Source organism: Aquimarina sp. AU58 (genome assembly GCF_900312745.1).
GTDB classification, from domain to species: Bacteria; Bacteroidota; Bacteroidia; order Flavobacteriales; family Flavobacteriaceae; genus Aquimarina; species Aquimarina spinulae.
In genome coordinates this window covers 1-23164 of sequence record NZ_OMPD01000011.1, presented here as the reverse complement: position 1 = coordinate 23164, position 23164 = coordinate 1, and the positions used below count along the sequence as shown (strand labels likewise).

At 33.5% G+C, this 23164-nt stretch carries 19 protein-coding genes; 13 read left to right on the top strand and 6 right to left on the bottom strand.

Annotated elements, in window-relative coordinates; all coding sequences use genetic code 11:
• Positions 1-189: 189 nt before the first annotated feature.
• A complete protein-coding gene (locus DK441_RS10040; protein ID WP_160112033.1) occupies positions 190-1065 on the bottom strand; it encodes a hypothetical protein in 876 nt (291 codons plus the stop codon).
• A gap of 387 nt (positions 1066-1452) precedes the next feature.
• Here DK441_RS10040 and DK441_RS10035 point away from each other — a divergent pair, with 387 nt between their 5' ends.
• Positions 1453-1695 carry a hypothetical protein gene (locus tag DK441_RS10035; protein WP_109098618.1) on the top strand — a complete coding sequence of 81 codons (243 nt, stop codon included), beginning with the start codon at positions 1453-1455 and terminating at the stop codon, positions 1693-1695.
• Here DK441_RS10035 and DK441_RS10030 read toward each other — a convergent pair.
• A complete protein-coding gene (locus DK441_RS10030; protein ID WP_109098617.1) occupies positions 1687-2751 on the bottom strand; it encodes a hypothetical protein in 1065 nt (354 codons plus the stop codon). The genes DK441_RS10035 and DK441_RS10030 overlap by 9 nt on opposite strands.
• 250 nt (positions 2752-3001) lie before the next feature.
• Between DK441_RS10030 and DK441_RS10025 the strand changes: the two genes are divergently transcribed.
• The 9 genes from DK441_RS10025 to DK441_RS09985 all read left to right on the top strand — a co-directional run bounded on the left by DK441_RS10025 (position 3002) and on the right by DK441_RS09985 (position 15517).
• Positions 3002-3901: an ABC transporter ATP-binding protein gene (locus DK441_RS10025; RefSeq protein ID WP_109098664.1), complete on the top strand. Its 900-nt coding sequence runs from the start codon at positions 3002-3004 to the stop codon at positions 3899-3901.
• A 4-nt stretch (positions 3902-3905) separates the two neighbouring features.
• Complete coding sequence (locus DK441_RS10020) at positions 3906-4742, top strand: ABC transporter permease (protein WP_074408654.1); 837 nt, start codon at positions 3906-3908, stop codon at positions 4740-4742.
• A gap of 25 nt (positions 4743-4767) precedes the next feature.
• Positions 4768-7593 (top strand): T9SS type B sorting domain-containing protein, encoded by a 2826-nt coding sequence (locus DK441_RS10015; RefSeq protein WP_160112032.1) that lies wholly within the window; start codon positions 4768-4770, stop codon positions 7591-7593.
• 83 nt (positions 7594-7676) lie between these two features.
• Positions 7677-10160, top strand: a complete 2484-nt coding sequence (locus tag DK441_RS10010; protein ID WP_109098615.1) for a T9SS type B sorting domain-containing protein — start codon at positions 7677-7679, stop codon at positions 10158-10160.
• 420 nt (positions 10161-10580) lie between these two features.
• Positions 10581-11039 (top strand): DUF6438 domain-containing protein, encoded by a 459-nt coding sequence (locus DK441_RS10005; RefSeq protein WP_109098614.1) that lies wholly within the window; start codon positions 10581-10583, stop codon positions 11037-11039.
• A 179-nt stretch (positions 11040-11218) separates the two neighbouring features.
• The gene (gene uvrB / locus DK441_RS10000) at positions 11219-13225 is read left to right on the top strand and encodes an excinuclease ABC subunit UvrB (RefSeq protein ID WP_109098613.1); all 2007 of its coding nucleotides are present in this window, start codon (positions 11219-11221) and stop codon (positions 13223-13225) included.
• A 229-nt stretch (positions 13226-13454) separates the two neighbouring features.
• Positions 13455-14474, top strand: coding sequence for an adenosine deaminase (locus DK441_RS09995; RefSeq protein ID WP_200822844.1), 1020 nt, complete (start codon positions 13455-13457; stop codon positions 14472-14474).
• A gap of 51 nt (positions 14475-14525) precedes the next feature.
• Entirely contained in the window at positions 14526-14870 is a 345-nt protein-coding gene (locus tag DK441_RS09990; protein ID WP_109098612.1) for a 5-carboxymethyl-2-hydroxymuconate Delta-isomerase, read from the top strand.
• Positions 14871-15001: 131 nt separating this feature from the next.
• Complete coding sequence (locus tag DK441_RS09985; RefSeq protein ID WP_109098611.1) at positions 15002-15517, top strand: flavodoxin family protein; 516 nt, start codon at positions 15002-15004, stop codon at positions 15515-15517.
• A 175-nt stretch (positions 15518-15692) separates the two neighbouring features.
• Here DK441_RS09985 and DK441_RS09980 read toward each other — a convergent pair whose 3' ends face one another.
• Positions 15693-18077, bottom strand: a complete 2385-nt coding sequence (locus DK441_RS09980) for a TonB-dependent receptor (protein ID WP_109098610.1) — start codon at positions 18075-18077, stop codon at positions 15693-15695.
• A 271-nt stretch (positions 18078-18348) separates the two neighbouring features.
• Here DK441_RS09980 and DK441_RS09975 point away from each other — a divergent pair, with 271 nt between their 5' ends.
• The 3 genes from DK441_RS09975 to DK441_RS09965 are packed head-to-tail and all read left to right on the top strand — an operon-like array spanning position 18349 to position 20823.
• On the top strand, positions 18349-19428 hold the full coding sequence (locus tag DK441_RS09975; protein ID WP_109098609.1) for a sensor histidine kinase: 1080 nt from the start codon (positions 18349-18351) through the stop codon (positions 19426-19428).
• A gap of 1 nt (position 19429) precedes the next feature.
• A complete protein-coding gene (locus DK441_RS09970) occupies positions 19430-20188 on the top strand; it encodes a LytTR family DNA-binding domain-containing protein (RefSeq protein WP_109098608.1) in 759 nt (252 codons plus the stop codon).
• Positions 20189-20199: 11 nt separating this feature from the next.
• Complete coding sequence (locus DK441_RS09965) at positions 20200-20823, top strand: DUF2306 domain-containing protein (protein ID WP_200822843.1); 624 nt, start codon at positions 20200-20202, stop codon at positions 20821-20823.
• A 71-nt stretch (positions 20824-20894) separates the two neighbouring features.
• On the opposite strand, the gene DK441_RS09960 is transcribed toward DK441_RS09965, so the two are convergent.
• The 3 genes from DK441_RS09960 to DK441_RS09950 all read right to left on the bottom strand — a co-directional run bounded on the left by DK441_RS09960 (position 20895) and on the right by DK441_RS09950 (position 22568).
• Complete coding sequence (locus DK441_RS09960; RefSeq protein ID WP_074408664.1) at positions 20895-21074, bottom strand: Arc family DNA binding domain-containing protein; 180 nt, start codon at positions 21072-21074, stop codon at positions 20895-20897.
• 3 nt (positions 21075-21077) lie between these two features.
• Positions 21078-21932, bottom strand: a complete 855-nt coding sequence (locus DK441_RS09955) for an SPFH domain-containing protein (protein WP_109098606.1) — start codon at positions 21930-21932, stop codon at positions 21078-21080.
• A gap of 198 nt (positions 21933-22130) precedes the next feature.
• Entirely contained in the window at positions 22131-22568 is a 438-nt protein-coding gene (locus DK441_RS09950; RefSeq protein WP_025667553.1) for an Hsp20/alpha crystallin family protein, read from the bottom strand.
• Positions 22569-23164 lie beyond the last annotated feature (596 nt).

Below are 23164 nucleotides of genomic sequence, written 5' to 3'. Positions count from 1 at the left end.
ATCAAACGGAAGAGATTGAAATACATAGGTCTTACGTTTTTTTTCGTTTCTTACCTCTGTTCATATCTTAACATTAAGCTTTTATTTTGTAGAGACTTTCACAACACTGAAGAAAAGCAAAAAATTTGTGTACCCCGAATAGGAGTACACAAATAAAAAAGTGTGATTCTATTTTTGTTTCAATCGATGTTAATCAAATGGGTTATCAAAAGTATCTGGCCCTTTCTGATAGAAGAGTACTTCTCCTCCTACTTTTCTATTATCATTCCATACATCCCAATCACAATGAAACTCTATCCCCCTTACTCTTTGTTTAAACCACTTATTTGAAATATAACCAGACGATACCTGAGTTCGAGGTGAAAGAGTTATTTGTCTAATCTCTTTGAAATGATTTCCTTCACCTTCAGTTACGCTAAACTTAACCTGTCTGTCATAATCACAGTTTCCAACCTTAAAGCGAAGTCCTCTGCAAGACTTCCTTACAGTCCAATTATTATGTGTATCCGGACCAGCATTCCAATTAAAAGGTGTATAATTAAAGTAATACGCTGTACCTGAATTGGTTGAACTATTGACCCATACTCTTTTCCCTCCTGTAAGGAAGCTATTACATTGCGATAACTGAACAGGAACAGGTGAAGCAGCTCGATTTTTTAATTTTGACATTGTTGATGCTGATATTCTTATGGGGCTTTTATGGTTCTCTATCATTTTTCTGGTAGAGATCAACTTTTGTAAATCTTCAGATTCGGGTGAATCCATAAATGCTTTTGGTACTGCAACATGGTCTTCTGTAAGTAATAAAAATCGCTTAAGACAGCCATCGTTCTCGTCAAAATCAATTATTTCATTGTCCATCGAACCTCTTTCTTCGTAATAAAAACCCTCGCCATTAAATTCGAATGTTACAGTATTGTTATTGGGCAGCTGCAATGTTGCCAAAGTTTTCCATCCTAATTCTTCAGTTTCAGGTTCATGCATGATCTCATCGTGATCTGTACAACTCAACAGAAATAAACATACACCCAGGGGTAAGGTGTTTTTAATCAATAATTTCCTCATAGTTTTACCATTGGTAAAGTTTAAAATGTTTGACAACATGGTTAAATTTTTAAAATTAAAATCTCCTAAACTTTTATAGACACTCAGGGATATGTCTTTATGATTTCACTATATGTTTTTAAAGTAACATCTAGTTTTCAAATATTTGCCAAACCTAGGGAGCTATCGATATTATATTGTCCTGATTCTTTGAGTTTTCAAGAAATAAGGACAGTTTTGTAAACTTTATAAGGCTCTAGAGCGAGGTTACTACAGTTACTTGGATAGAAATTTTAAAACTGCTTAATTAATCTATTACCGACTTAAGGTTCGATAATCTCAAAATACCATCTTCATTTTTCAAATACAGGCCTATTACAAAATCAATATTTACTTAATCTTTAAACTATGAAGAAAAGTATATTTCTATCAGTATCTTTTGTATTGGTGTCATTAATCAGTATTGATCTAAACAACACTTTTCCAACTACGGGTAATGTAGGAATTGGAACGACCACTCCAGACCAAGCACTTTTGGCTAGAGAAGAAGATAAAATAAATCAAATGTCTGAGATGGGAGGTTCGATGTACAATTCCAAGATTGACTTCGGACCTCTAACTTCTTACTTAAGACATAACTCATCACTCTAGTAATCGTCTCATATTTACATTTTCATAATTACGTCGTACAAAATCCATTGCCGTTTTAAGAACTTCACCCATTGATTTGCTGCGACGAAATTTTAAATCCAAGGTAAAATTATAGAGGTGTTCTCTAAGTTCTTTCAGGTTTTCTTGGGTAGAGATACGATCTGCACACATACATTCAACCAAATTTTCATAACGGGATCTCGATGTTAATACTCGTTTTGCCAAAATAGACCGTTCTTCTTTTTTATATTGTTCGATAGAACTTAGCTGTAACTTGCTCATAACAATATCTACCATATCAAAATTCTCTTTAAAAAACTGAGGTTGATATACTTTTAGTTTTCCTTCATAACATTGCTGATCAAAATCAATAGCTCTTATCTTATATTCTACATGGTCAAAATCGTGAATAGGAATAATCACATAGTTATAAGACCGCATATCTCCTAGCAATCGCATTTGGCAACGCTCATTAAATTTCACAAATTCTTTTGCTATCTGTGACTTAGCCTGGTCACTTAAATCAGGTAAAAAGTCCTTAATAAATACATCCCCAGGAATCCCTGCAATATGTTCTTCAATAAGTGTATTTTTATATACCAAAAAGTTAATTCTATTTGGTGAAAACATATGCTCTAATTCTAATCCATAAATACGTGAAGCATCTGCCTTTTTTACGTAGATATATGTATAGTTATCATTAAGGATATTTCTAACTTTTATTCTAAAAGGCTTTGAGTTTCCAAAAGTACAATAGTCTATAGCATCGATATTAAGAAACTCAATAGCATCTTCATTACCATCAGAATGCAGAATTGTATATACTTTTTTAAGGCTGGATTCTATTTCTGGTCGCTCATGCTCTTCATAATACACCCGTACCCATAGCGTATCCTCATCCTTGCTATCATAAACAACTATAGAACCCGAAAACCTAAGTAAATCATCATAAAATACCGGAATCTTAATTTTACGATTACATTCTTTCAGATATGCATCCAGCTTGTCGTTGATAGGATATGTTGGTTTTTTCTTCGACATTAATTTTTCGTCCATAGCAGTCCTTTTTGTAAAAAAGCAATTTACAAATTTCGGGTGTACAAATCACTTTTAAAAAAAATTGCTGAATACCGTTTAGTAAACAATAGTCTACAATAAAAAACATATGCGTACATTCAATAAACAACCATTTACATCAAAAAAACATACACTTAGATTCAACAAACAATCAACAACTATCAACTTTCTTGTAACAAAACCCTATACTTGTCGTCTTGTTTTATATAACCACCAAAAACAATTACAATTGGAAAATATCCTCACCTTAAACAATCTCACCAAAAAGTTTGGAGCACTAACAGCTGTCAAAGACCTCTCTTTTACTATAAAGAAAGGAAATGTGTATGGTATTCTTGGTCCAAACGGAAGTGGTAAATCTACTACTTTGGGTATCGTACTTAATGTTGTTAACAGTACCTCTGGTGAGTTTATCTGGTTTGATGGCAATACATCAACTCATGATGCACTAAAAAAAGTTGGAGCAATTATAGAACGCCCAAACTTTTACCCATATATGACTGCGGCCCAAAACCTTAAATTGGTATGCCAAATTAAAGGGGTCGACAGCAGTAAAATTGATAAAAAACTTGAAGTCGTAGGGTTATTAGATCGAAAAAACAGTAAGTTCAGAACGTTCTCTCTCGGAATGAAACAGCGATTAGCCATTGCTTCTGCCTTATTAAATGATCCTGAAATATTAATCCTTGACGAACCTACTAACGGGTTAGACCCACAAGGGATACATCAAATTCGTGAAATCATCAAAAAAATTGCCTCTAAAGGAACTACAATACTCTTGGCATCTCACCTACTCGATGAAGTAGAAAAAGTATGTAGTCACGTAGTGATTATACGAAAAGGTGTAAAACTGTATTCTGGACCTGTAGATGAGATGAATGCAAGTTACGGGTTTTTCGAACTGAAGAGTGATCAAAAATCTGCATTAACAGAATGGTTATCTAAGCATGATGATTTTAAAAATTTCAAAGAAGAAGATGGGAAAGTAATTGCATTTTTAGCACACGAGCTGGATGCAGAAAGTCTTAACAGGCAATTATTTAAAGAAGGAATAGTTCTCACGCACCTTGTGAAACGAAAAGAAAGTCTAGAAGAACAATTCTTACAATTAACCAACAATTTAAACTAAAGCCATGTTACGACTACTAAATATAGAATTTCAAAAACTAAAATATAATAAAGCCGCAAAGGTAATTACGATAACGTACTTTATATTAATAACCTTTATCGCTTTAATCGCATCTATAGAATTTAATTTTGCCGGTGTAAAATTTAGAATAGCCGATCAGGGGATTTTCAATTTTCCATATATATGGCATTTTAATACGTATATAGCTGCATGGTCTAAACTATTTTTGGCTATTGTTATTGTTTCTATGATGGCCAATGAATACAGTCATCGAACCTTAAAACAAAATCTAATCGATGGGCTAAGTAAAAAAGAATTCATTAGTTCTAAGTTTCTAACCGTTGGTGTCTTTGCCTTGATCTCTACCCTATTTTTATTCGTAGTATCTATGATTTTGGGATTAAGCTTCTCTGATTATAATGAGTTTTCTATCATATTCTCTGACCTGGAATATGTTCTGGCGTATTTCATAAAACTAATTGGTTTTTTTGCTTTTTGTATGTTCCTCGGGATTTTTGTAAAGCGTTCTGCCTTTGCCCTTGGGTTTCTATTTATCTGGTGGGTTGTAGAAAATATTATATTCGCATTGCTAAAGTTTAAACTATTTAGAGGAACCGAAATTGCAGATAACATCGTACAGTTTTTTCCTTTAGAATCTATGGCAACCTTGATTAATGAGCCTTTTACGCGTTTAAATTTTATTCAATCGGCTGCAAGTCAATTAGGAGAAACTTTTCAAAGAGATTATACTGTACATTGGTATGAAATCTTAATCGTATTGGTTTGGACAGTTGTTTTTATATATCTATCTTATTACTTACTTAAAAAGAGAGATTTATAATATATTTGGGCTTCAAAGCTCGACTATGCGATACATCTATGTAGTTTTTTTTGCTTTATTCTTTCACTGTCCATTGTTATATAGTCAGGGAGAAGCTAACAGTTGGTATTTTGGTCAGAATGCAGGTATAAGTTTCAATACAACGCCACCTACAGCACTTACTAACGGTAGAGTGAACACACTTGAAGGATGTACTACAATATCTGATGCAACAGGAAATTTATTATTTTATACCGATGGCATTACCGTTTGGGATCGATCGCATGCTATTATGCAAAATGGTACAGGGTTAAAAGGTGACCCTTCTAGTACCTCTTCTGCACTAATTGTTCCTCAACCAAACTCTCCAAATCTGTATATTGTTTTTACTGTAGATGAACCTCATCATGACAACGCTGATAATGATCCTACTACTTTTGATGGAGATGGGGTAAACGATGGATTTATGTATTCTATTGTAGATATGTCTTTGAACGGAGGAAATGGAGCTGTAGTTACTGGCCAAAAAAACATTCCTTTAATTACTTACAATACTTCAAATGGCCTAGAAAGTCGATACAAATGTTCAGAAAAAATTACAGCTGTAAAAAGTGATGATTGTGATTCATTTTGGGTAATTACACATTTTGTAGATACATTCTATGCTTTTAAAGTTGATCAAACCGGAGTTAACACAACACCTGTTACTTCTCGCATTGGGGTTACCGTTCCTCTTTCTGGGTATCGGCGTAATGCTTTAGGATATATTAAAGCTTCACCAGATGGTGATAAATTAGCTGTAGCACATTTTGGTTTTGCAACTGTCACAGCAGGTAACGGACCAGGAAAAGTTTTACTTTACAATTTTGATAATACCACCGGAACTATTAGTAATGAGATCGAGTTAAGCAACAGCAATTCTCCTTATGGAATAGAGTTTTCTCAAACCGGGCAAAGACTATATGCTACTTTCGATATTGGAGATGAAGGAAATGGACAAAGTTTTTTAATGCAATATGACCTCTCATTACCGGATAATCAAATTGCAGCAAGTGGAACGAGAATTCTTAATCAAAATAATCAAAGTACTTTTTCTTTTAACGCAGGAGCTATTCAACTCGGTCCAGATGGTAAGATTTATCGAACGCTATATGATTTCAACACCCAAAGAGGTGATTATCTTGGAGTTATTCAAAACCCCGAAGCAGCAGCATCCAATATAGTATATAACGAGCAAGGAGTACGTGTTAATACAGATGGTTCTAGAAGTGCTCTTCTTGGGCTGCCTCCTTTTATTCAATCTATTTTTGCACAAAATATTGATATCATCAATAATGGAGATCCTAATAACGTTAATCTTGCTTTATGTGAGGGAGATACATATCGATTGTCTTATCAAAATATCCCAGGTGCCAGCTATACCTGGTTTGTAGACAACAATCAGATTGCTAATGCTGTTCATTTTTTAGATATTACAACAACAGCCAACTACAGATTAGAAGTTGATCTTAATGATGGTAGCTGCCCTCTCATTGGCGTTGCTAATGCCACTTTTTTCGAAGTCCCGACTGCTATTGCTTCTACACTAGTACAGTGTGATGCGTATCAAACTATTGGAGATAATATTACGTTGTTTGATTTACATCTTGCAAACGATCAGCTTACCGGCGGAAATAATCAATACACAACCCAATTCTTTATAGATCAACCTTCTGCACAAGCAGGAACACCAAGAATCAGTAATGAAAATGTATTTCAAAATAATCAAAATAATCAACAGGTATATGCGCGGGTAATTAATAGCAACAATACAAATTGTTTTGACATCACAACTGTTACTTTAGAGGTGAGCTCTACCGATGTAAACGATGCCGAGTTACGAGTTTGCGATGATGATGGTATCGAAGATGGGTTTGCCGTTTTTGATCTAACTGAAGCAAATCAACAGGTATTATCAGGAATTACTACCCCCGGATTAACGATTACATATTATGAAAATACAGAAGATGCATTATTAAACAGGAACCCTATTACAACCACTACCAATCGTACACAAAACACTCAAGGTGATGATATTGTTTATGCAAAAGCTGAAGAAAATGGAGGAGAATGTTTTGGAATAAGCAGTGTACGTTTATTTGTAGTCCCGTTACCCAATATCGAACCTGATTCTGAGTATTTCTTATGTCAAAACGAAACAAATGTCGAAATCGATGCTGGCCTACCAACTAATGGTAATCTCAATGATCTTACAATCTTATGGTCGACAAATGAGTCTACAGAAACGATTTTAGCAAATCAACCCGGAAATTATACTGTAGAAATTACAAACCAACAAACCGGGTGTTCTAAATCCAGAACAGTAACTGTAATTGCATCCAGTGTAGCGACTATACAGTCTATCGATATCAATGACGCAAGAGATAATAATACCGTTACCATTAATGCAGAAGGTTTGGGTAATTATGAATATGCAATAGAGATAAATGGAGTTTTGAGTGCATATCAGGATGACCCAACCTTTATCAATGTACCTCCAGGGTTTCACAGGGTGTATGTAAGAGACAAAAACGGATGTGTTCCTGTAACCTCTCGGGATATTTCGGTGGTTGGATTTCCAAAATATTTCACTCCAAATGGAGATGGTTTTCATGAAACCTGGAACGTAGAAGGAATATCAAACCAGATTATGGGTAATTCACTAATCTTTATATTTAATCGCTACGGAAAACTAATCAAGCAGTTAAGAGCAGGTACCCCCGGATGGGATGGGACCTTTAATGGGCAACTAATGCCTTCTAGCGAATATTGGTTTCGTGTAGAATTAGAGGATGGTAGAATTCTTACCGGAAGTTTCTCTCTTATTCGTTAACTATATTTACCATAGAGTTTATAGAGAATATTAAACTAGTTCTCTATTTATTAGTATCTTGACCGACAATATAAATACCCCAAATGAAAAAAAAATTACTTTTAACTTTACTTCTTACTTCTGTATTTTTTATCGGTTATTCACAAAACGAACCTACCGATTGTGTTAATTCTATTATTGTTTGCGGAGATACTAATCTAGAGCTAAACTCTAACGGTGTAGGTACCAACGATTTTGCATTACCTGGTAACAATGCTCCTGCTTGTTCTTTTACAGAAAGTCAAAGTTTATGGTTACGAGTTAATATTGTTCAATCAGGAACACTAGCATTCACCATAACACCAGAATCCTCAAGCACTGCCGAAGATTATGATTTTGCAGTTTACGGACCTAATGTTACATGCTCTACTTTAGGTAGTTCTATTCGATGCTCCTCTACCAATCCTCCAGCGGCTGGAATCTCTACCTTAACAGGGCTCAATAGCACTGAAACGGATCTGAGCGAAGGTCCCGGAAATCTCGGAAATGGGTTTGTACGTGCCATAGATGCCGTAGCCGGAGAAGAGTATTTTATTTTAATTGATAATTTTTCTCAGAATGGAGGTTTTGACCTTACATTTACCGGTACAGCAGTACTTCCAGATAGCCCTGTTAATACTGCAGGCACTACGGTAAATCTTGATCTTACAGAATGTGATGTCATTGGAAACTCTGGTGACGGAAGAACAAATTTTGATTTAAATAGTAATACAGCTGCTATATTAGGAACACAAACCAATACAGCAATCTCATATCATAATACCGAAGAAGATGCCAGCATTAACAATTCACCCTTAGCCAGTCCTTATCTAAGTACTCAAAATAATGAAACCATACATGTACGCATAGAAAATACAATTACTGGTTGTTTTATCATTGATACATTCACATTGATAACCATTCCTGGGCCGCAAATAACCACTCCTTCCCCATTCACGGTATGTGATAATGCCAATGATGGGAATGATACAAATGGATTTGTTTCTTTTTTACTTAGAGATAAAGACAATGAAATTCTTAACGGACTAGATCCTGCTATCAATATCATAACATATCATTCGTCTCTGACTGATGCAAATACTGGAACTGGTATTATAGATAAAAACGCTCCTTTTACAAATACTGTGAATCCTCAGACGATTTTTGTTAGAGCACAATATGCCGCAACACAACCATGTATAAATACCATTAGTATTGTTCAATTTAATTTAGAAGTAAACCCCTTGCCTGTAGCAAATGCCATTTCTTTAATACAATGTGATGAATTCATGGATCCAACAGATGGCATCACTCTTTTTAATCTTAATGAAGCTAGTAATCAGATTACGGGAAGTACAACAAATAGATCTGTATTATTCTTTGAAGATATCGCATCTGCAAATGCAGGTACTCCGGCTATTACAAATACAACTACATACCAAAATACTGCGATAAATCAGCAATTATTCGTTCGTGTTACAGATGATCTTAATGGATGTTTTAGGGTTTCAACTTTAGACTTGGAAGTAAGTGTTACATCTGCAAATGATGCAATTTTAAGATTATGTGATGATGACGGTACAGAAGATGGGTTTCGTGAATTTGATCTTTCACTGGCTAATCCACAGATACTGCTTGGCATAACTACACCTAATTTAACAGTTATGTATTATCAAACTATAACAGATGCTTTAAGTGAATCTAATCCTATAACAACAACAACTAATACCACCTTATTAACACAAGGACAAGATATAGTATTTGCTAGAGTAGAAAACCTCAATCAATGTTTTGGTATTAATCAAGTACAATTATTTCTTAATCCTTTACCTAATATTGAACCTGAAGCACAATATTTCTTATGCCAAAACCAAACAAACATTGAAATAGATACAGGTTTATTATCTGGTAGTAATGCTAATGATTTCACTTTTCTATGGTCTACTAATGAAACTACTCAAACCATTTTTGTGAACCAGCCAGGAACATATACAGCTCAAGTTACCAGCACACTTACAGGATGTTCCAAATCCAGAACAGTATCTGTAATTGCATCAAGTGTAGCGACTATACAGTCTATCGATATCAATGATGCAAGAGATAATAATACCGTTACCATTAATGCAGAAGGTTTGGGTAATTATGAATATGCAATAGAGATAAATGGAGTTTTGAGTGCATATCAGGATGACCCAACCTTTATCAATGTACCTCCAGGGTTTCACAGGGTGTATGTAAGAGACAAAAACGGATGTGTTCCTGTAACCTCTCAGGATATCTCGGTGGTTGGATTTCCAAAATATTTCACTCCAAATGGAGATGGTTTTCATGAAACCTGGAACGTAGAAGGAATATCAAACCAGATTATGGGTAATTCACTAATCTTTATATTTAATCGCTACGGAAAACTAATCAAGCAGCTAAGAGCAGGTACCCCTGGATGGGATGGGACCTTTAATGGGCAACTAATGCCTTCTAGCGAATATTGGTTTCGTGTAGAATTAGAAGATGGTAGAATTCTTACCGGAAGTTTCTCTTTGATTCGATAATAATATTAATATATCCGATTTATTCTTAGAATTGATTATACCTAAAATTTTATACAAATATTTCCATCAGGAATCACACTGTAAAAATGATAATATATGATTCCCTTTTACAGATTCATATCTAAAAAACACACCTAGAATCTCTAAATCTAGAGATTATCATTATAAAATATTTTTAGGTTTTCTATCTTCTTTTTATTGATAATAAACAACAAAGAATTTCCTTTTAAAAAAATTACTAAAACTGATTTACTCCCCTTACCAACAAAAAAAGCTTTGTTCCTACAACAACTTCACAGCTTATTTTTTCTACTTATAAAAAAGGAATTTGCAAAAAAGTTATAAGTAAATAAAAATAGGGTATTCTAAAAGTTTACTGTTGTATAAAAAGACACCTAATTTTTTAAAACTTATCACATAATGGCTATACATTATAAAATAACAAAATATAAGTCACTACTAATACTAAGTTTAATATTTGTCCTTATTGGTTGTCAAAGTAATAATAGTTATAGCGAACCACATAATAACTCTATAACATTTATCACAGGAGAATGTTTTGGAGCATGTCCTGCTTACAAGTTTGTCTTGCCTATAAAAGGTAATGCAATATTTATTGGTGAAAAAAATGTAAAAATCATAGGCCATTCTACTGTAGCAATCTCTCAAAAAAAAGTGATTGAAATTTATGATAAGTTTCTTGAGTTAGATTTTAAAACTAAAATATATAACCCAAATTTAAGGGATTTGCCACAAAAGAAATTGATATATTGTAATGATACTATTAGCATTAAAGGAACTAAAAATATTCCTAAAGAACTTATATTTCTTATTAAAGAAATCGAAAACACTGTCAACAAATACGTATTTAACAAATAAATATTTACCTAAATTCAAAATCGTGCAAAAAATATTTTTGTTTAACTTTTAGATTGAATTATTAATACTTGTAAAAGGTTTCTAAAAAAACAAGCGACCTTTTAATTGTTAAATGTCATGATTATTTAAAAATAAATGGTTTTGGATTCAGTATCTTTATTGTGAAAAAGAAAAGATACATGAAGTTCGAATTGGAATCAGAATTCAAACCCACTGGGGATCAACCAGAAGCAATACGACAATTGGTTGAAGGTATTGAATCTAACGAAAAATATCAAACGCTTTTAGGCGTAACAGGATCAGGAAAGACTTTTACTGCTGCTAATGTAATTCAACAAGTACAGCGACCAACTTTAATATTGGCGCATAACAAAACATTGGCCGCCCAGCTTTTTTCTGAGTTTAAACAATTTTTTCCTAAGAATGCTATAGAATATTTTGTTTCCTATTATGATTACTACCAGCCAGAAGCTTATATTCCTACTTCGGGAACCTATATCGAAAAAGATTTATCAATCAATGATGAGATTGAAAAGCTACGTTTAAGCGCCACTTCTTCGCTCTTATCCGGAAGAAGAGATGTTTTGGTTGTCGCTTCTGTATCTTGCTTATATGGTATTGGTAATCCTGCAGAGTTTAAGAAGAATGTGATTTCGATACAATCAGGACAGTTTGTATCCAGAACAGCTTTATTACATCGCTTGGTACAAAGTTTATATTCGAGAACTGAGGCTGAATTTAAACATGGAAATTTTAGAATAAAAGGAGATACCGTTGATATTTTCCCAAGCTATGCCGATGATGCATTTAGAGTACATTTCTTCGGAGATGAAATTGAAGAGATCGAATCTTTTGATGTACAAACCAATACTGTTGTTGAAAAATATGATCAATTGAACATTTATCCAGCCAATATGTTTGTAACCTCTCCCGATATATTACATAATGCAATTGATCAAATTTCGCTTGATTTAGGAAAACAGGTAGAATACTTTAAAGAAATCGGAAAACCACTGGAGGCAAAGCGACTAGAAGAACGCACTAATTTTGATCTGGAAATGATTAAAGAACTTGGTTACTGTTCTGGTATTGAGAACTATTCTCGTTACCTCGATGGCAGAAACCCAGGTACACGACCATTTTGTTTACTCGACTATTTTCCTGATGACTATTTAATGATTATTGACGAAAGTCATGTCACTATACCTCAGACACACGCCATGTATGGCGGTGATCGCTCCAGGAAAGAAAACCTGGTAGAATATGGCTTCAGACTTCCTGCAGCAATGGATAATAGGCCTTTAAAGTTTGAAGAACTCGAAGCGATCCAAAATCAGGTTATGTATATCAGTGCTACACCTGCAGATTATGAATTACAAAAAAGTGAAGGAACCTATGTAGAACAAATCATTAGACCAACAGGATTATTAGATCCTGTAATAGAAGTTCGCCCTAGCTTAAATCAAATTGATGATCTCATCGAAGAGATGCAAAAGCGAATTGATTTAGACGAGCGTATCCTTGTTACCACACTAACCAAAAGAATGGCAGAGGAATTAACAAAATATCTAACTAGAATCGATATTCGTTGCAGATATATCCACAGTGATGTAGATACATTAGAACGGGTAGAAATTATGCAAGATCTACGAAAAGGTATTTTTGATGTATTGATAGGAGTAAACTTATTGCGAGAAGGGTTAGATCTTCCCGAAGTATCATTGGTAGCCATTCTGGATGCTGATAAGGAAGGTTTTTTAAGAAACAAAAGATCATTAGTACAAACCGTTGGTAGAGCAGCAAGGCATGTAAACGGAAAAGCAATTATGTATGCAGATAAAATTACAGATAGCATGCAAAAAACTATTGATGATACAGAATACCGACGACAAAAACAAATAGCTTACAACACTAAACATGGCATTACACCAACTGCAATTAAAAAGTCCCTGGATAATGCCTTAGCTGGTAAAAAAGTAGAACCTTATACTTTTGAAAACGCTCCTACCCTACAAGCTGCTGAAGAAGAAACAGCCTACTACACCAAAGAACAATTAGAAGTACGAATCCGTAATGTTCGTAAGGAAATGGAAAAAGCCGCTAAAGAATTAGATTTTATGACTGCAGCACGATTGCGAGACGAGATCAAAATGTTGCAAAATAAGATACAGGATCAAAAAGTGTAATTTTTGCGATATAATTATAGAAGAGATTTAAACTTTTTTGATTCTGGCGAAAAATAGTTATTTTTTGATCAATTAAAGTCTTTTTCTTACTTCGTAGCAGTGCTACGAAGTAAGAAAAAGACAAAAACTAAGTGAAAAAGAGCATTTTTATAGCGAATTGAAAAAAGTTTAAATTACTTCATAGTGTAGATCTTGAGATGATCATGCTATTAAAAAACATAAGACTATTATGAGTAATATTTCAATTGAAAAATTTATTGAAGGCATACCTAAAGTAGAACTTCATCTACATATCGAAGGAACATTCGAACCTGAGTTGATGTTTAAAATTGCAAAAAGAAACAATAAAGAAATCAAATACTCTACAGTCGATGAGTTAAAAAGAGCGTATAGTTTTAATAATCTTCAGGAATTTCTTGACATCTATTATGCTGGTGCCAATGTATTGATCGAAGAACAGGATTTTTATGACCTCACTTGGGCGTATCTTACCAAAGTCCATACACAAAATCTTGTGCATACAGAGATTTTTTTTGATCCTCAAACCCATACCGATAGAGGTATTTCTTTTGACACTGTTATTAAAGGGATTTATCGTGCATTAGAGGATGGGAGAGAAAAACTGGGGATTACCTACAAGTTGATTCTATCTTTTTTACGGCATCTAGATGAGGCTTCGGCTTTTGAAACATTACAACAAGCTTTACCTTACAAAAAATGGATTAGTGGAGTTGGTCTGGATTCTTCTGAAGTAGGAAATCCACCTTCAAAATTCGAACGTGTTTTTGCTAAAGCAAAAGAAGAAGGTTTTATAACAGTAGCTCATGCAGGAGAAGAAGGGCCTGCAGAATATATCTGGGAAGCTGTTAATCTATTAAAAGTAACTCGTATTGATCATGGTAACCGATGTCTAGAAGATGATAGATTAGTAAAACAACTAGCAAATTTACAAATACCACTAACATTATGCCCTTTATCTAATCTTGAACTGAAAGTGATTAACGATTTAAAAAAATATCCTTTACCAGAAATGATGGATAAAGGTTTATTAGTAACAATTAATTCTGATGACCCAGCCTATTTTGGAGGATATATGAACGAGAATTACATAGGCATTGCTCAAGCACTAAATCTTTCTAAAAAGCAAATTACAGAATTAGTTAAGAACAGCTTCAAAGCAAGCTGGTTATCTAACAAAGAAAAAGAAAAAAAGATTGCACAGGTTGAAACGTATTTTCAAAATAATTAGACTTCCATACGTGTATAGAAAGCAAGAATTAAACCTTTAATAAAATAGTACATGCCGCATTTCATATTAGATTGCTCCGAACACATCATTCAATTAAAATCACCCGAAGAAATCATACAAGCTGTATACAATGCGGCCGATGCTACCGGGCTTTTTACCGCTGGAGATATTAAAGTAAGAATCAACCCCTTTAAATACTACACTGTAGGAAATACAAAAGATGACTTTATTCATGTTTTTGGTAATCTGATGGAAGGTAGAAATGATCATCAAAAAGCTGATCTTTCTAAAAAAATAGTCAGCACGTTAAAAACAATATTTCCCGATGTACCTATTCTTTCTATTAACCTTAGAGAGTTTGAAAAATCATCCTATTGTAATAAAACAATGGTATAATCAACTTTAAAGTATCGGTTTTTCTTCTGTTTTTAAATTAGATTATCAAATACTATAGGGTAAAATTTGCCCCTTATTTGATAAGTGATATAAACAAAATAGCTTTGCTCTATAATCTTTAAACCCAGAATATGAGAGGCGTAATACTACAAGGAAGTTCGAAAAGTAATGGAAATACTAACAAAATAGCATTATTTATAAAAGAAAGAACCGGATTCGATATTATAGATTTGAAATCTAAAAACATAGGACCTTTTGATTATGATTTTAAGAATAGGGATGATGACTTTCTACCCACAATAAAAGAGATCGTTGAGAACTATGACACTCTTATTTTTGCCACACCAGTATATTGGTATACAATGAGTGGAATCATGAAAACTTTTATGGACAGGATAACGGATTGTATAAAAATTGAAAAGACAACCGGAAAAAAGTTAGTAGGAAAAAAGATGGGAATGATAAGCTGTGGTTCTGGATCAGAATTAAAGACAGGCTTTACAATGCCATTTATAGAAAGTGCACATTATCTTGGTATGGAGTATTTAGGAGATATCCATACATGGATAGAAGACGAGAATATTCCAAAGCAATTAGAGAACGATATCAATGCTTTTATTTCTGAAAAGATAAAAAAAAGGACGTAAACAAAAGAGGCTGTCTAAAAAGTACATTATTTAGACAGCCTCTTTGCAAAAAAATTACATACAATACTTGTAGATAGGTTTACTTAGTGTTCAAAATATTCCTCATGATCTCTAAATGATGCTTGTTATACACTTCTATACTATGCATTGCCTTATTAATGAGATATAATTTTGTTTAAAATTGAAAACGGTATCCAAAATCAGGAAAGAACCCAATTTGATCTACTTGATCCACCTGGTTAGTTAAACGATTATAACGACGCGTAAAAATATTCTCATTATTCGTTACATTTTGAAGATCAACATAAAACTGGTGAGAACGTTTTTTTGATTTACTATTGATTTTGTATCCAAATTTAACATCCCATCTAAAATAGTCATCATTTTGCTCACTAAAAGCCAAATCTTCTCTTAACACCTGGAAACCTGCTGATTGTGAAGCTTCCAAATTAACAGGGGTAAAATATCTCCCCCCCGATACGGTTAGCTTAGTGTCAAAAAATAATACATCTTTCTTGGCCTTGCCAATAGTAAATTCTTTTCCGGCAAGAAGATTTACTACATATCCATTATTAAAAGGTGTATTTCGTTCTATACCATCACTTCCTTCATATTTACTTTCGAATAGCGAAGTGGTTAACAATCCATAATATCCATCACTAAAAAACTTCTCTAAAGTCAGTTCTATCCCCTGATTAAAACCGGTACCTTCATTAACCAGAGATACCCTATCGTTTTCGAATCCAAAATTTGCTCCTTCTGTCAAAGAAGAATAACTTGACGAAAAAGGTTCTACCGCAGCCTTACTAACATCTTGATAATATACCTCAACTTTACCTCTCCAGCCTTTACTAATTCTTACATCATAACCTAATACATAATGATTACTTCTCACAAAATCAAGATCCAGATTGGTCTGTACCAATTCTCCATTAACGTCTTCATTTAAAAACAATAATGGTAAAGGAACTGGTTGATGATGCAATCCATATCCAAAACTAAAACGATGATTCTGATTAACCTTATAAGAAAGTCCTGCTCTGGGTTCAAATACAAATTGTTCATTCAGCGTACTATACTGACCGTGTAATCCAGCGTTTAGTGTTAATTTCTCGGTAAGTCTAAACTGCCCCTGAATATAGGGTTGAATGATACTTAGATTTTCGTCTATATCTGTAAATGTAAAAAGATCAGGATCACCATCACCATCATTATCAGGTTGTTTTGTACGATCTCGTTCTACAGACTCTATTCCAAAATTTTCTACCAAAACTCCTGTTCGTAATGTACTTTTACTACTCAATTTAGAGTTAAAAAGCGTAGAGAACGTGAGGCGTGATTCTGCATTATCGGCTTCAGTATATTTTATAATACGTTCTTGCGGAGTGTTTTTTTCAATAAAGCGATCTGCTTTAAATTCATTAGTTGCAAAAGACCCAGCTACTGTTGTTCTTAAAAAAGAGGATGAACCAATATTGATCTGGTGTTTAAGACCAATCACCCCAAAACCAGAGTCTGCCTTAGAATTTTCATCTTCGGCAGCAAATAGATCATCCTCATCAATATCATCTCCAAGAAATTCAATATCAGAAAAACCAATAATCCCGAACAATGAAAAGTTACCTAGTTTACTTTTTCCAAAATCTACATTAAATGAAACATCATAGTAATTTGGTGTAGCCGATGTTCCTCCTGCTCCTATCCCCAGGAGACTTACTAACGAATATCTTCCGGCCACCAAAAACGAACCTTTATTTTTACCCAAAGGCCCTTCTGCCATTGCTTCTACTCCTGTAAAAATCCCTACCTGACCAGTATATTCATAATCATCTACATTACCTTTTCTAAATCCAAGATCAAATACTCCTCCTATTGCATTTCCATATTCTGCAGGGAAAGCCGAAGTAATAAAATCTGAGTTTTTTAACAGATTAGGATTTAAAGCAGAAACTGGTCCTCCTGTCGTTCCCAGGGTAGAATAATGATTAGGGCTTGGAATGGGCACTCCTTCTACCCGCCATAGTAATCCAACAGGAGAATTACCTCGTATCACAATATCATTTCTACTATCATCGGGAGAAGAAACACCCGCAAAATTTGCTGCCAAACGACCAACATCGCTCCTTCCTCCCGAAAAACGGGTTACTTCTTCGACGCCAAACTGTCTGGCCGAAACAGATGTAAGTTTATTTATGGCCTGAGCTTTGCTTGTTTCTGATGTAATAATAACTTCATCTAACCGATCAAAAGCTTCTATTAGTGCTATATTAACTGCTGCATCCTTACCAGAAGTTACTACAATATTCGGTATAGTAATCGATTCGAATCCAATGTAACTTACCCGTATCATTTGACGACCAAGCGGTACATTTTCTAATGTAAAATACCCATCTATATCCGTTATCACCCCGATAGCTTGTTCTACATTTAATAACTCAATTGTAGCTCCTGGTAAAGGGTTTTCTGATTGTTTGTCAACAACAAGACCTTTAATGATTCCTGTTTGTGCATTTGCTATGTATCCTAGTACAATAATAAATGCAAAAGTGATTTTTCTCATGATTTGACTCCTATTTTGTTCAAATCTGTGACTTCTTTTTTAACTCTTAAAATTTAAAATACCCAGCTGGTATTTTTACTCTTGAAATGTCAAAAACAAATCTGAATAGTATAAAATGGAGTAGTGTCCTATGTTATCAAATCAAACGTTATTTAAAACAATTCAGCATCTTATCTGACGATTGAATATGTCTAAAAATGATTATTGCATATCAGTTATGTATCTTTACCTATACTATTAAAAAGGATACATCTATTATTGACTTTTACATATGATATCTAAAGCATACATAAAGAAGTTTACATTTCGCTTTATTGTTATAAACGTGGTTTATTTCCTTATTAAATCGACCATCGACCATAGCGGTGATGTCACAGAATTTGATGCAACTAGTTTATTTTATTATTTGACTGCCTTTTTTCTTTTCATATTCACCTGGGAGACCAATGATTGGTTAATACGAAGAGAGGTCAAATCTAATGAAGGTAAAAGTCTGGATCTAAATAATGGTATGAAGATTATTGCTATAAATATGGCGATTTTTATTCCTATAGCTGCTTCATTATATTATTTGGCGATTTTTGAATTTAATCATATTTGCGAAATTAATGCTGATAAACCCTGGTTACGATTTAGAATAGATTTTTTTAGAGCTACACTCTTAGGTTTTGCCGTTGTTATTTTTAATCTCTTTTATCATTCTCTAAAACAGAAAAAAGAAATGGAAAATACAATGGACAAACTAAAAAAAGAAGTCATGACGTCTAAATATAAGTCCTTGAAAAATCAAATTAGCCCCCATTTTTTATTCAATAGCTTAAATACACTTACGTCATTAATGTATCAAGACAGAGACCTGGCATCTGATTTTGTATCCAGATTAGCAACATGTTATAGATATATTCTGGATAACCGTGAAGAAGATCTGGTTAGCCTGGAAAAAGAATTAAGTTTTCTTGATTCTTTTATATTTATGATGAATGTTAGGCATGAAGGCGCGCTTAGTATAACCACTCATATTTCGGTTAATCCAAAAGAATATGTAATTCCTACCTTATCGTTACAAATGCTCGTAGAAAATGCCTTAAAACATAATTATTACTCTAAAGAAATACCTTTGGAGATTAGTATTATTTCTATAGAAAAAAGTAGTATTCTTATTCAGAATAATTTACGGGTAAGAAAACAAAAAGAAGAATCAACACAATTAGGGCTTAAAAATATTAAAAAGAGGTACTCCTTTTATACAAATCAAGAAGTATTAATAGAAACAGAGCATGAATACTTTAAAGTTACTCTCCCTCTATTAACCAAAGATATAAAAGAAGTTACCATGGTAAAAGTTTCATAAAATGACTGCTGTAATTGTTGAAGACGAAAATATAGCCTCTAAGCGTTTGGCAAATCTCATCGAAGAGTTAGCTCCAGAAATAAAGATTGCCGGTCAAATCACTTCTGTCGAAAACGGAAGACATTGGTTTGAGAATAACCCACTCCCCGATCTAATATTTCTGGACATTCAATTAAATGATGGATATGGATTCGATATTTTAGACACACTAGAAGATCACCCTCCTATTATATTTACTACGGCATATAACGAATATGCCATAAGAGGTTTTAAGTATAATGGATTAGATTACCTTCTAAAACCAATTGATAAAAAAGATTTAAAAAACGCTCTCGCCAAATACAAAAAGAGTTTTACAGAGTCTGGTAAATCGATAGATGATGTAAAATTCGAACGCATTAAAAACTTGTTTGTAAAAGAATACAAACGCCGTTTTATGGTTAAAGTCGGAAATCAATTTAACACTTTTAATGTTGACGATATTGCTTATTTTAAGTCCCATGAAGGAATTATTTTTTTGCATTCCCACACAGGAAAGCAATATCCTATTGAATACACTATAGATCAACTTGAAGAAATTCTAGATCCTATTCATTTTTTTAGAATTAATAGAAAGTTTATGATTTCTGTTAAAGCTGTAGTTGAGATTCATAGTTATTTTAATAGTAGATTATTATTGAAATTAAAGCCTGTGAATGATGAACAGATTATTGTTTCCCGGGAGCGGACTTCTAATTTTAAAAAGTGGCTGGATCTTTAATTTCACAGATGATGAAAAAAATTATCAAAGTCATTTTAGCTTTATTAAGTACTATAATAGGCCTCTATCCTTTTGTATATCTCTTTGTGAATCGAAAATTTGGTTTATTAAGTTCGAAAAGTAGTGACTTACTTGCCGATACCATTTGGAATATTGCTTTTTATAGTCATATCTTTTTTGGGGGTGTCGCACTACTGATAGGTTGGATTCAGTTTAATAAAAAAATAAGAATCTCTCGATCAGAATTGCATAAACGTATTGGAAAAACCTATGTGATTATGGTCTTTATAAGTGGAGTTTCGGGAATTTATATTGGCTTCTTTGCTACAGGAGGAATTATTGCATCTCTTGGGTTCATATGCTTAGGAATACTTTGGATATATACTACTGTTAAAGGATACTGGTATGCCAAAACTGTCCGGATATCCCAACATCAAACTATGATGTATTATAGCTATGCAGCCTGTTTTTCTGCAGTAACACTTAGAATATGGTTACCTATACTCCATACATTTATTGGAGATTTTATCATTGCATATCAAATAGTAGCATGGCTTTGCTGGATCCCAAATCTTATTTTCGCATATTATCTTGTAGGCAAAATCAAATCCAGGTTAGTTGTAAGTTCTATTTAAATATCACTATAAAAAATGCTCCCGGTATATCAGGAGCATTTTCACAATAGCAAATATTTAAAATCTATATACTATTCTTCAGAATCGTTAGACTTTTTTTTAGATTTCAAACGCTTAGCATCTTTAAGACTTTTATGTATCATCCATTCTAGTTGCCCATTAACACTTCGAAACTCATCATCAGCCCATTTTTCAATCGACTTAAAAGTTTCTGGGTCTATTCTTAGAACAAATGATTTTTTCTTACTCATAAATTACGAATGTAATGTCCCAGTATTAATTACTGGTGTTGCTTCTTTATCACCGCACAGAACCACCATTAAATTACTTACCATAGATGCTTTTTTATCATCATCAAAATCTATAATATCATCTGCAGATAATTTGGTTAAAGCATCTTCTACCATACCAACAGCTCCTTCTACTATTTTTTTACGCGCTGCTACGATAGCTACGGCTTGCTGTCTTTTCAACATTGAGCTTGCTATTTCCGGGGCATATGCCAGGTATCCAATTCTGGCTTCCAGAACTTCTATTCCGGCAATGGCTAAACGCTCTGTTATTTCATTTTCTAAAGCTTCATTTACTTCATCCATACCAGATAGTAATGTTACCTCCTGTTGCCCATCAGCAAAATTATCATACGGATAAGAGCCTGCAAGTTTTCTTACGGCTGCATCTGTTTGTACTCTTACAAATTCTTCGTACTGATCAACATCAAAAGCTGCCTTATATGTATCTGCTACTTTCCACACCAAAATTACATTAATCAAAATTGGATTACCAATTTTATCATTCACTTTCACCCGTTCGCTATAGAAATTTCTGGCCCTCAAAGAAATTCTTTGTCTGGCATAAAAAGGATTCGCCCAAAAGAAACCGTTATTCTTTACTGTTCCTTTATATGCCCCAAATAACACCATTACTTTAGAACTATTAGGGTTTACAATAAAAAAACCTTTAATGATAAACAATATCACCATTATAAGAATTATAAATAAGGGATTTCCACTTAGAAGCAAACCAGTAACCATCCCCATTACAACTAACATAAGTAGACCTAACATTAGATAACCACTACTTGCTTTTATATTTTTCTCGTATTTCATAATAATATCATTTTGATATCACAATAATACAAATATTTTTTCAATATTCTGAGAAATGACTAAAAATTAACTATTTAAAGAGATCAAAATACCTTAGTTGATTTATTTTATTTTAGACCTGGATTAAAAAACAAAAACACCCTTTACTATAAAGAGTGTTTTTGAAACATTAACTAACTAAATCTCAAATCAATCAAATCATGAAATCTCAATCAACCTTTTTGGTTGTACTTTTGCTTCCTCTTTTTTAGGAAGTTTTACCAATAACACTCCGTTTTCATATGAAGCTCCTATTTTGTTACCATTTACTGCTTCGGGGAGACTAAATGAACGTTTAAATGCATTGTATCCAAATTCTTTTCGTGTGTACTTTCCTTTTTCATCTTTAGTTTCTTTTTCTGATGTGCTCTCAGAAGAAATGGTAAGAACATCATTATTCAGTTCAATACTAAAGTCTTCTTTGGTAAGTCCTGGTGCAGCTAATTCTACCACAAAATCTTCATCTGTTTCTTTAACATTAACTGCTGGAGTATTTACACCTATTTTATTAATATTAGATGTTCCTCCAAGCCAATCGGTAGTAAAGAAATCATCAAAAAGGAAAGGTAATCTGTCTGTTTTTTTTAGTAAACTCATTGTATATTTTTTTAAGGTTATTCAAAATTTCAATTACAATGAGTATATAGCAATTTGGGTTCCGTTTTAATTTTCACGACATTTTGTCATTAAAACACATTCAGTTAATGACATTTTGTCAAAATATCTTTTTATAAGAATGACAAAACATCTTAACCATAGCATCTTGAAGCCTATTTTTTTTGAGAAGTACGATCATAACCCCTATAAAAGCTTCAACATTTAAAAAGCCAATAATCAATCTCTTGATCAGAAAACATCCAAGTACAAAAAAAGATCCCACTCTATAGTGGGATAATTCGACCTAGTAAACTCAATTCGCTTTCAGTTTTTGAGAGCATCCAGATTCAAAAAAAAAAAAAAAAAATCCCACTCTACAGTGGGATAATTCGACCTAGTAAACCCAATTCCCTTTCAGTTTTTGAGTTTTCCTTTATACACATCTGAAGACGCACACGAACGAAAAAGTTTAGATTTCGGTTGCCGCCGTATCATTAAACAACAAAAACAATAGTAAGTCTACAGCTCACCCATCATGAACACTCACACACTCATCTACACAGCTGCGTACTCTTGCTCTACTTCGCTCGTTGCAT

What these genes read in the sequence shown, in the direction of transcription:
- DK441_RS10040 (WP_160112033.1), bottom strand. Translation starts at nt 1,065, where the DNA reads ATGAGGAAATTATTGATTAAAAACACCTTACCCCTGGGTGTATGTTTA.
- DK441_RS10035 (WP_109098618.1), top strand. Translation starts at nt 1,453, where the DNA reads ATGAAGAAAAGTATATTTCTATCAGTATCTTTTGTATTGGTGTCATTA.
- DK441_RS10030 (WP_109098617.1), bottom strand. Translation starts at nt 2,751, where the DNA reads ATGGACGAAAAATTAATGTCGAAGAAAAAACCAACATATCCTATCAAC.
- DK441_RS10020 (WP_074408654.1), top strand. Translation starts at nt 3,906, where the DNA reads ATGTTACGACTACTAAATATAGAATTTCAAAAACTAAAATATAATAAA.
- DK441_RS10015 (WP_160112032.1), top strand. Translation starts at nt 4,768, where the DNA reads ATGCGATACATCTATGTAGTTTTTTTTGCTTTATTCTTTCACTGTCCA.
- DK441_RS10010 (WP_109098615.1), top strand. Translation starts at nt 7,677, where the DNA reads ATGAAAAAAAAATTACTTTTAACTTTACTTCTTACTTCTGTATTTTTT.
- DK441_RS10005 (WP_109098614.1), top strand. Translation starts at nt 10,581, where the DNA reads ATGGCTATACATTATAAAATAACAAAATATAAGTCACTACTAATACTA.
- uvrB (WP_109098613.1), top strand. Translation starts at nt 11,219, where the DNA reads ATGAAGTTCGAATTGGAATCAGAATTCAAACCCACTGGGGATCAACCA.
- DK441_RS09995 (WP_200822844.1), top strand. Translation starts at nt 13,455, where the DNA reads ATGAGTAATATTTCAATTGAAAAATTTATTGAAGGCATACCTAAAGTA.
- DK441_RS09990 (WP_109098612.1), top strand. Translation starts at nt 14,526, where the DNA reads ATGCCGCATTTCATATTAGATTGCTCCGAACACATCATTCAATTAAAA.
- DK441_RS09985 (WP_109098611.1), top strand. Translation starts at nt 15,002, where the DNA reads ATGAGAGGCGTAATACTACAAGGAAGTTCGAAAAGTAATGGAAATACT.
- DK441_RS09980 (WP_109098610.1), bottom strand. Translation starts at nt 18,077, where the DNA reads ATGAGAAAAATCACTTTTGCATTTATTATTGTACTAGGATACATAGCA.
- DK441_RS09975 (WP_109098609.1), top strand. Translation starts at nt 18,349, where the DNA reads ATGATATCTAAAGCATACATAAAGAAGTTTACATTTCGCTTTATTGTT.
- DK441_RS09970 (WP_109098608.1), top strand. Translation starts at nt 19,430, where the DNA reads ATGACTGCTGTAATTGTTGAAGACGAAAATATAGCCTCTAAGCGTTTG.
- DK441_RS09965 (WP_200822843.1), top strand. Translation starts at nt 20,200, where the DNA reads ATGAAAAAAATTATCAAAGTCATTTTAGCTTTATTAAGTACTATAATA.
- DK441_RS09960 (WP_074408664.1), bottom strand. Translation starts at nt 21,074, where the DNA reads ATGAGTAAGAAAAAATCATTTGTTCTAAGAATAGACCCAGAAACTTTT.
- DK441_RS09955 (WP_109098606.1), bottom strand. Translation starts at nt 21,932, where the DNA reads ATGAAATACGAGAAAAATATAAAAGCAAGTAGTGGTTATCTAATGTTA.
- DK441_RS09950 (WP_025667553.1), bottom strand. Translation starts at nt 22,568, where the DNA reads ATGAGTTTACTAAAAAAAACAGACAGATTACCTTTCCTTTTTGATGAT.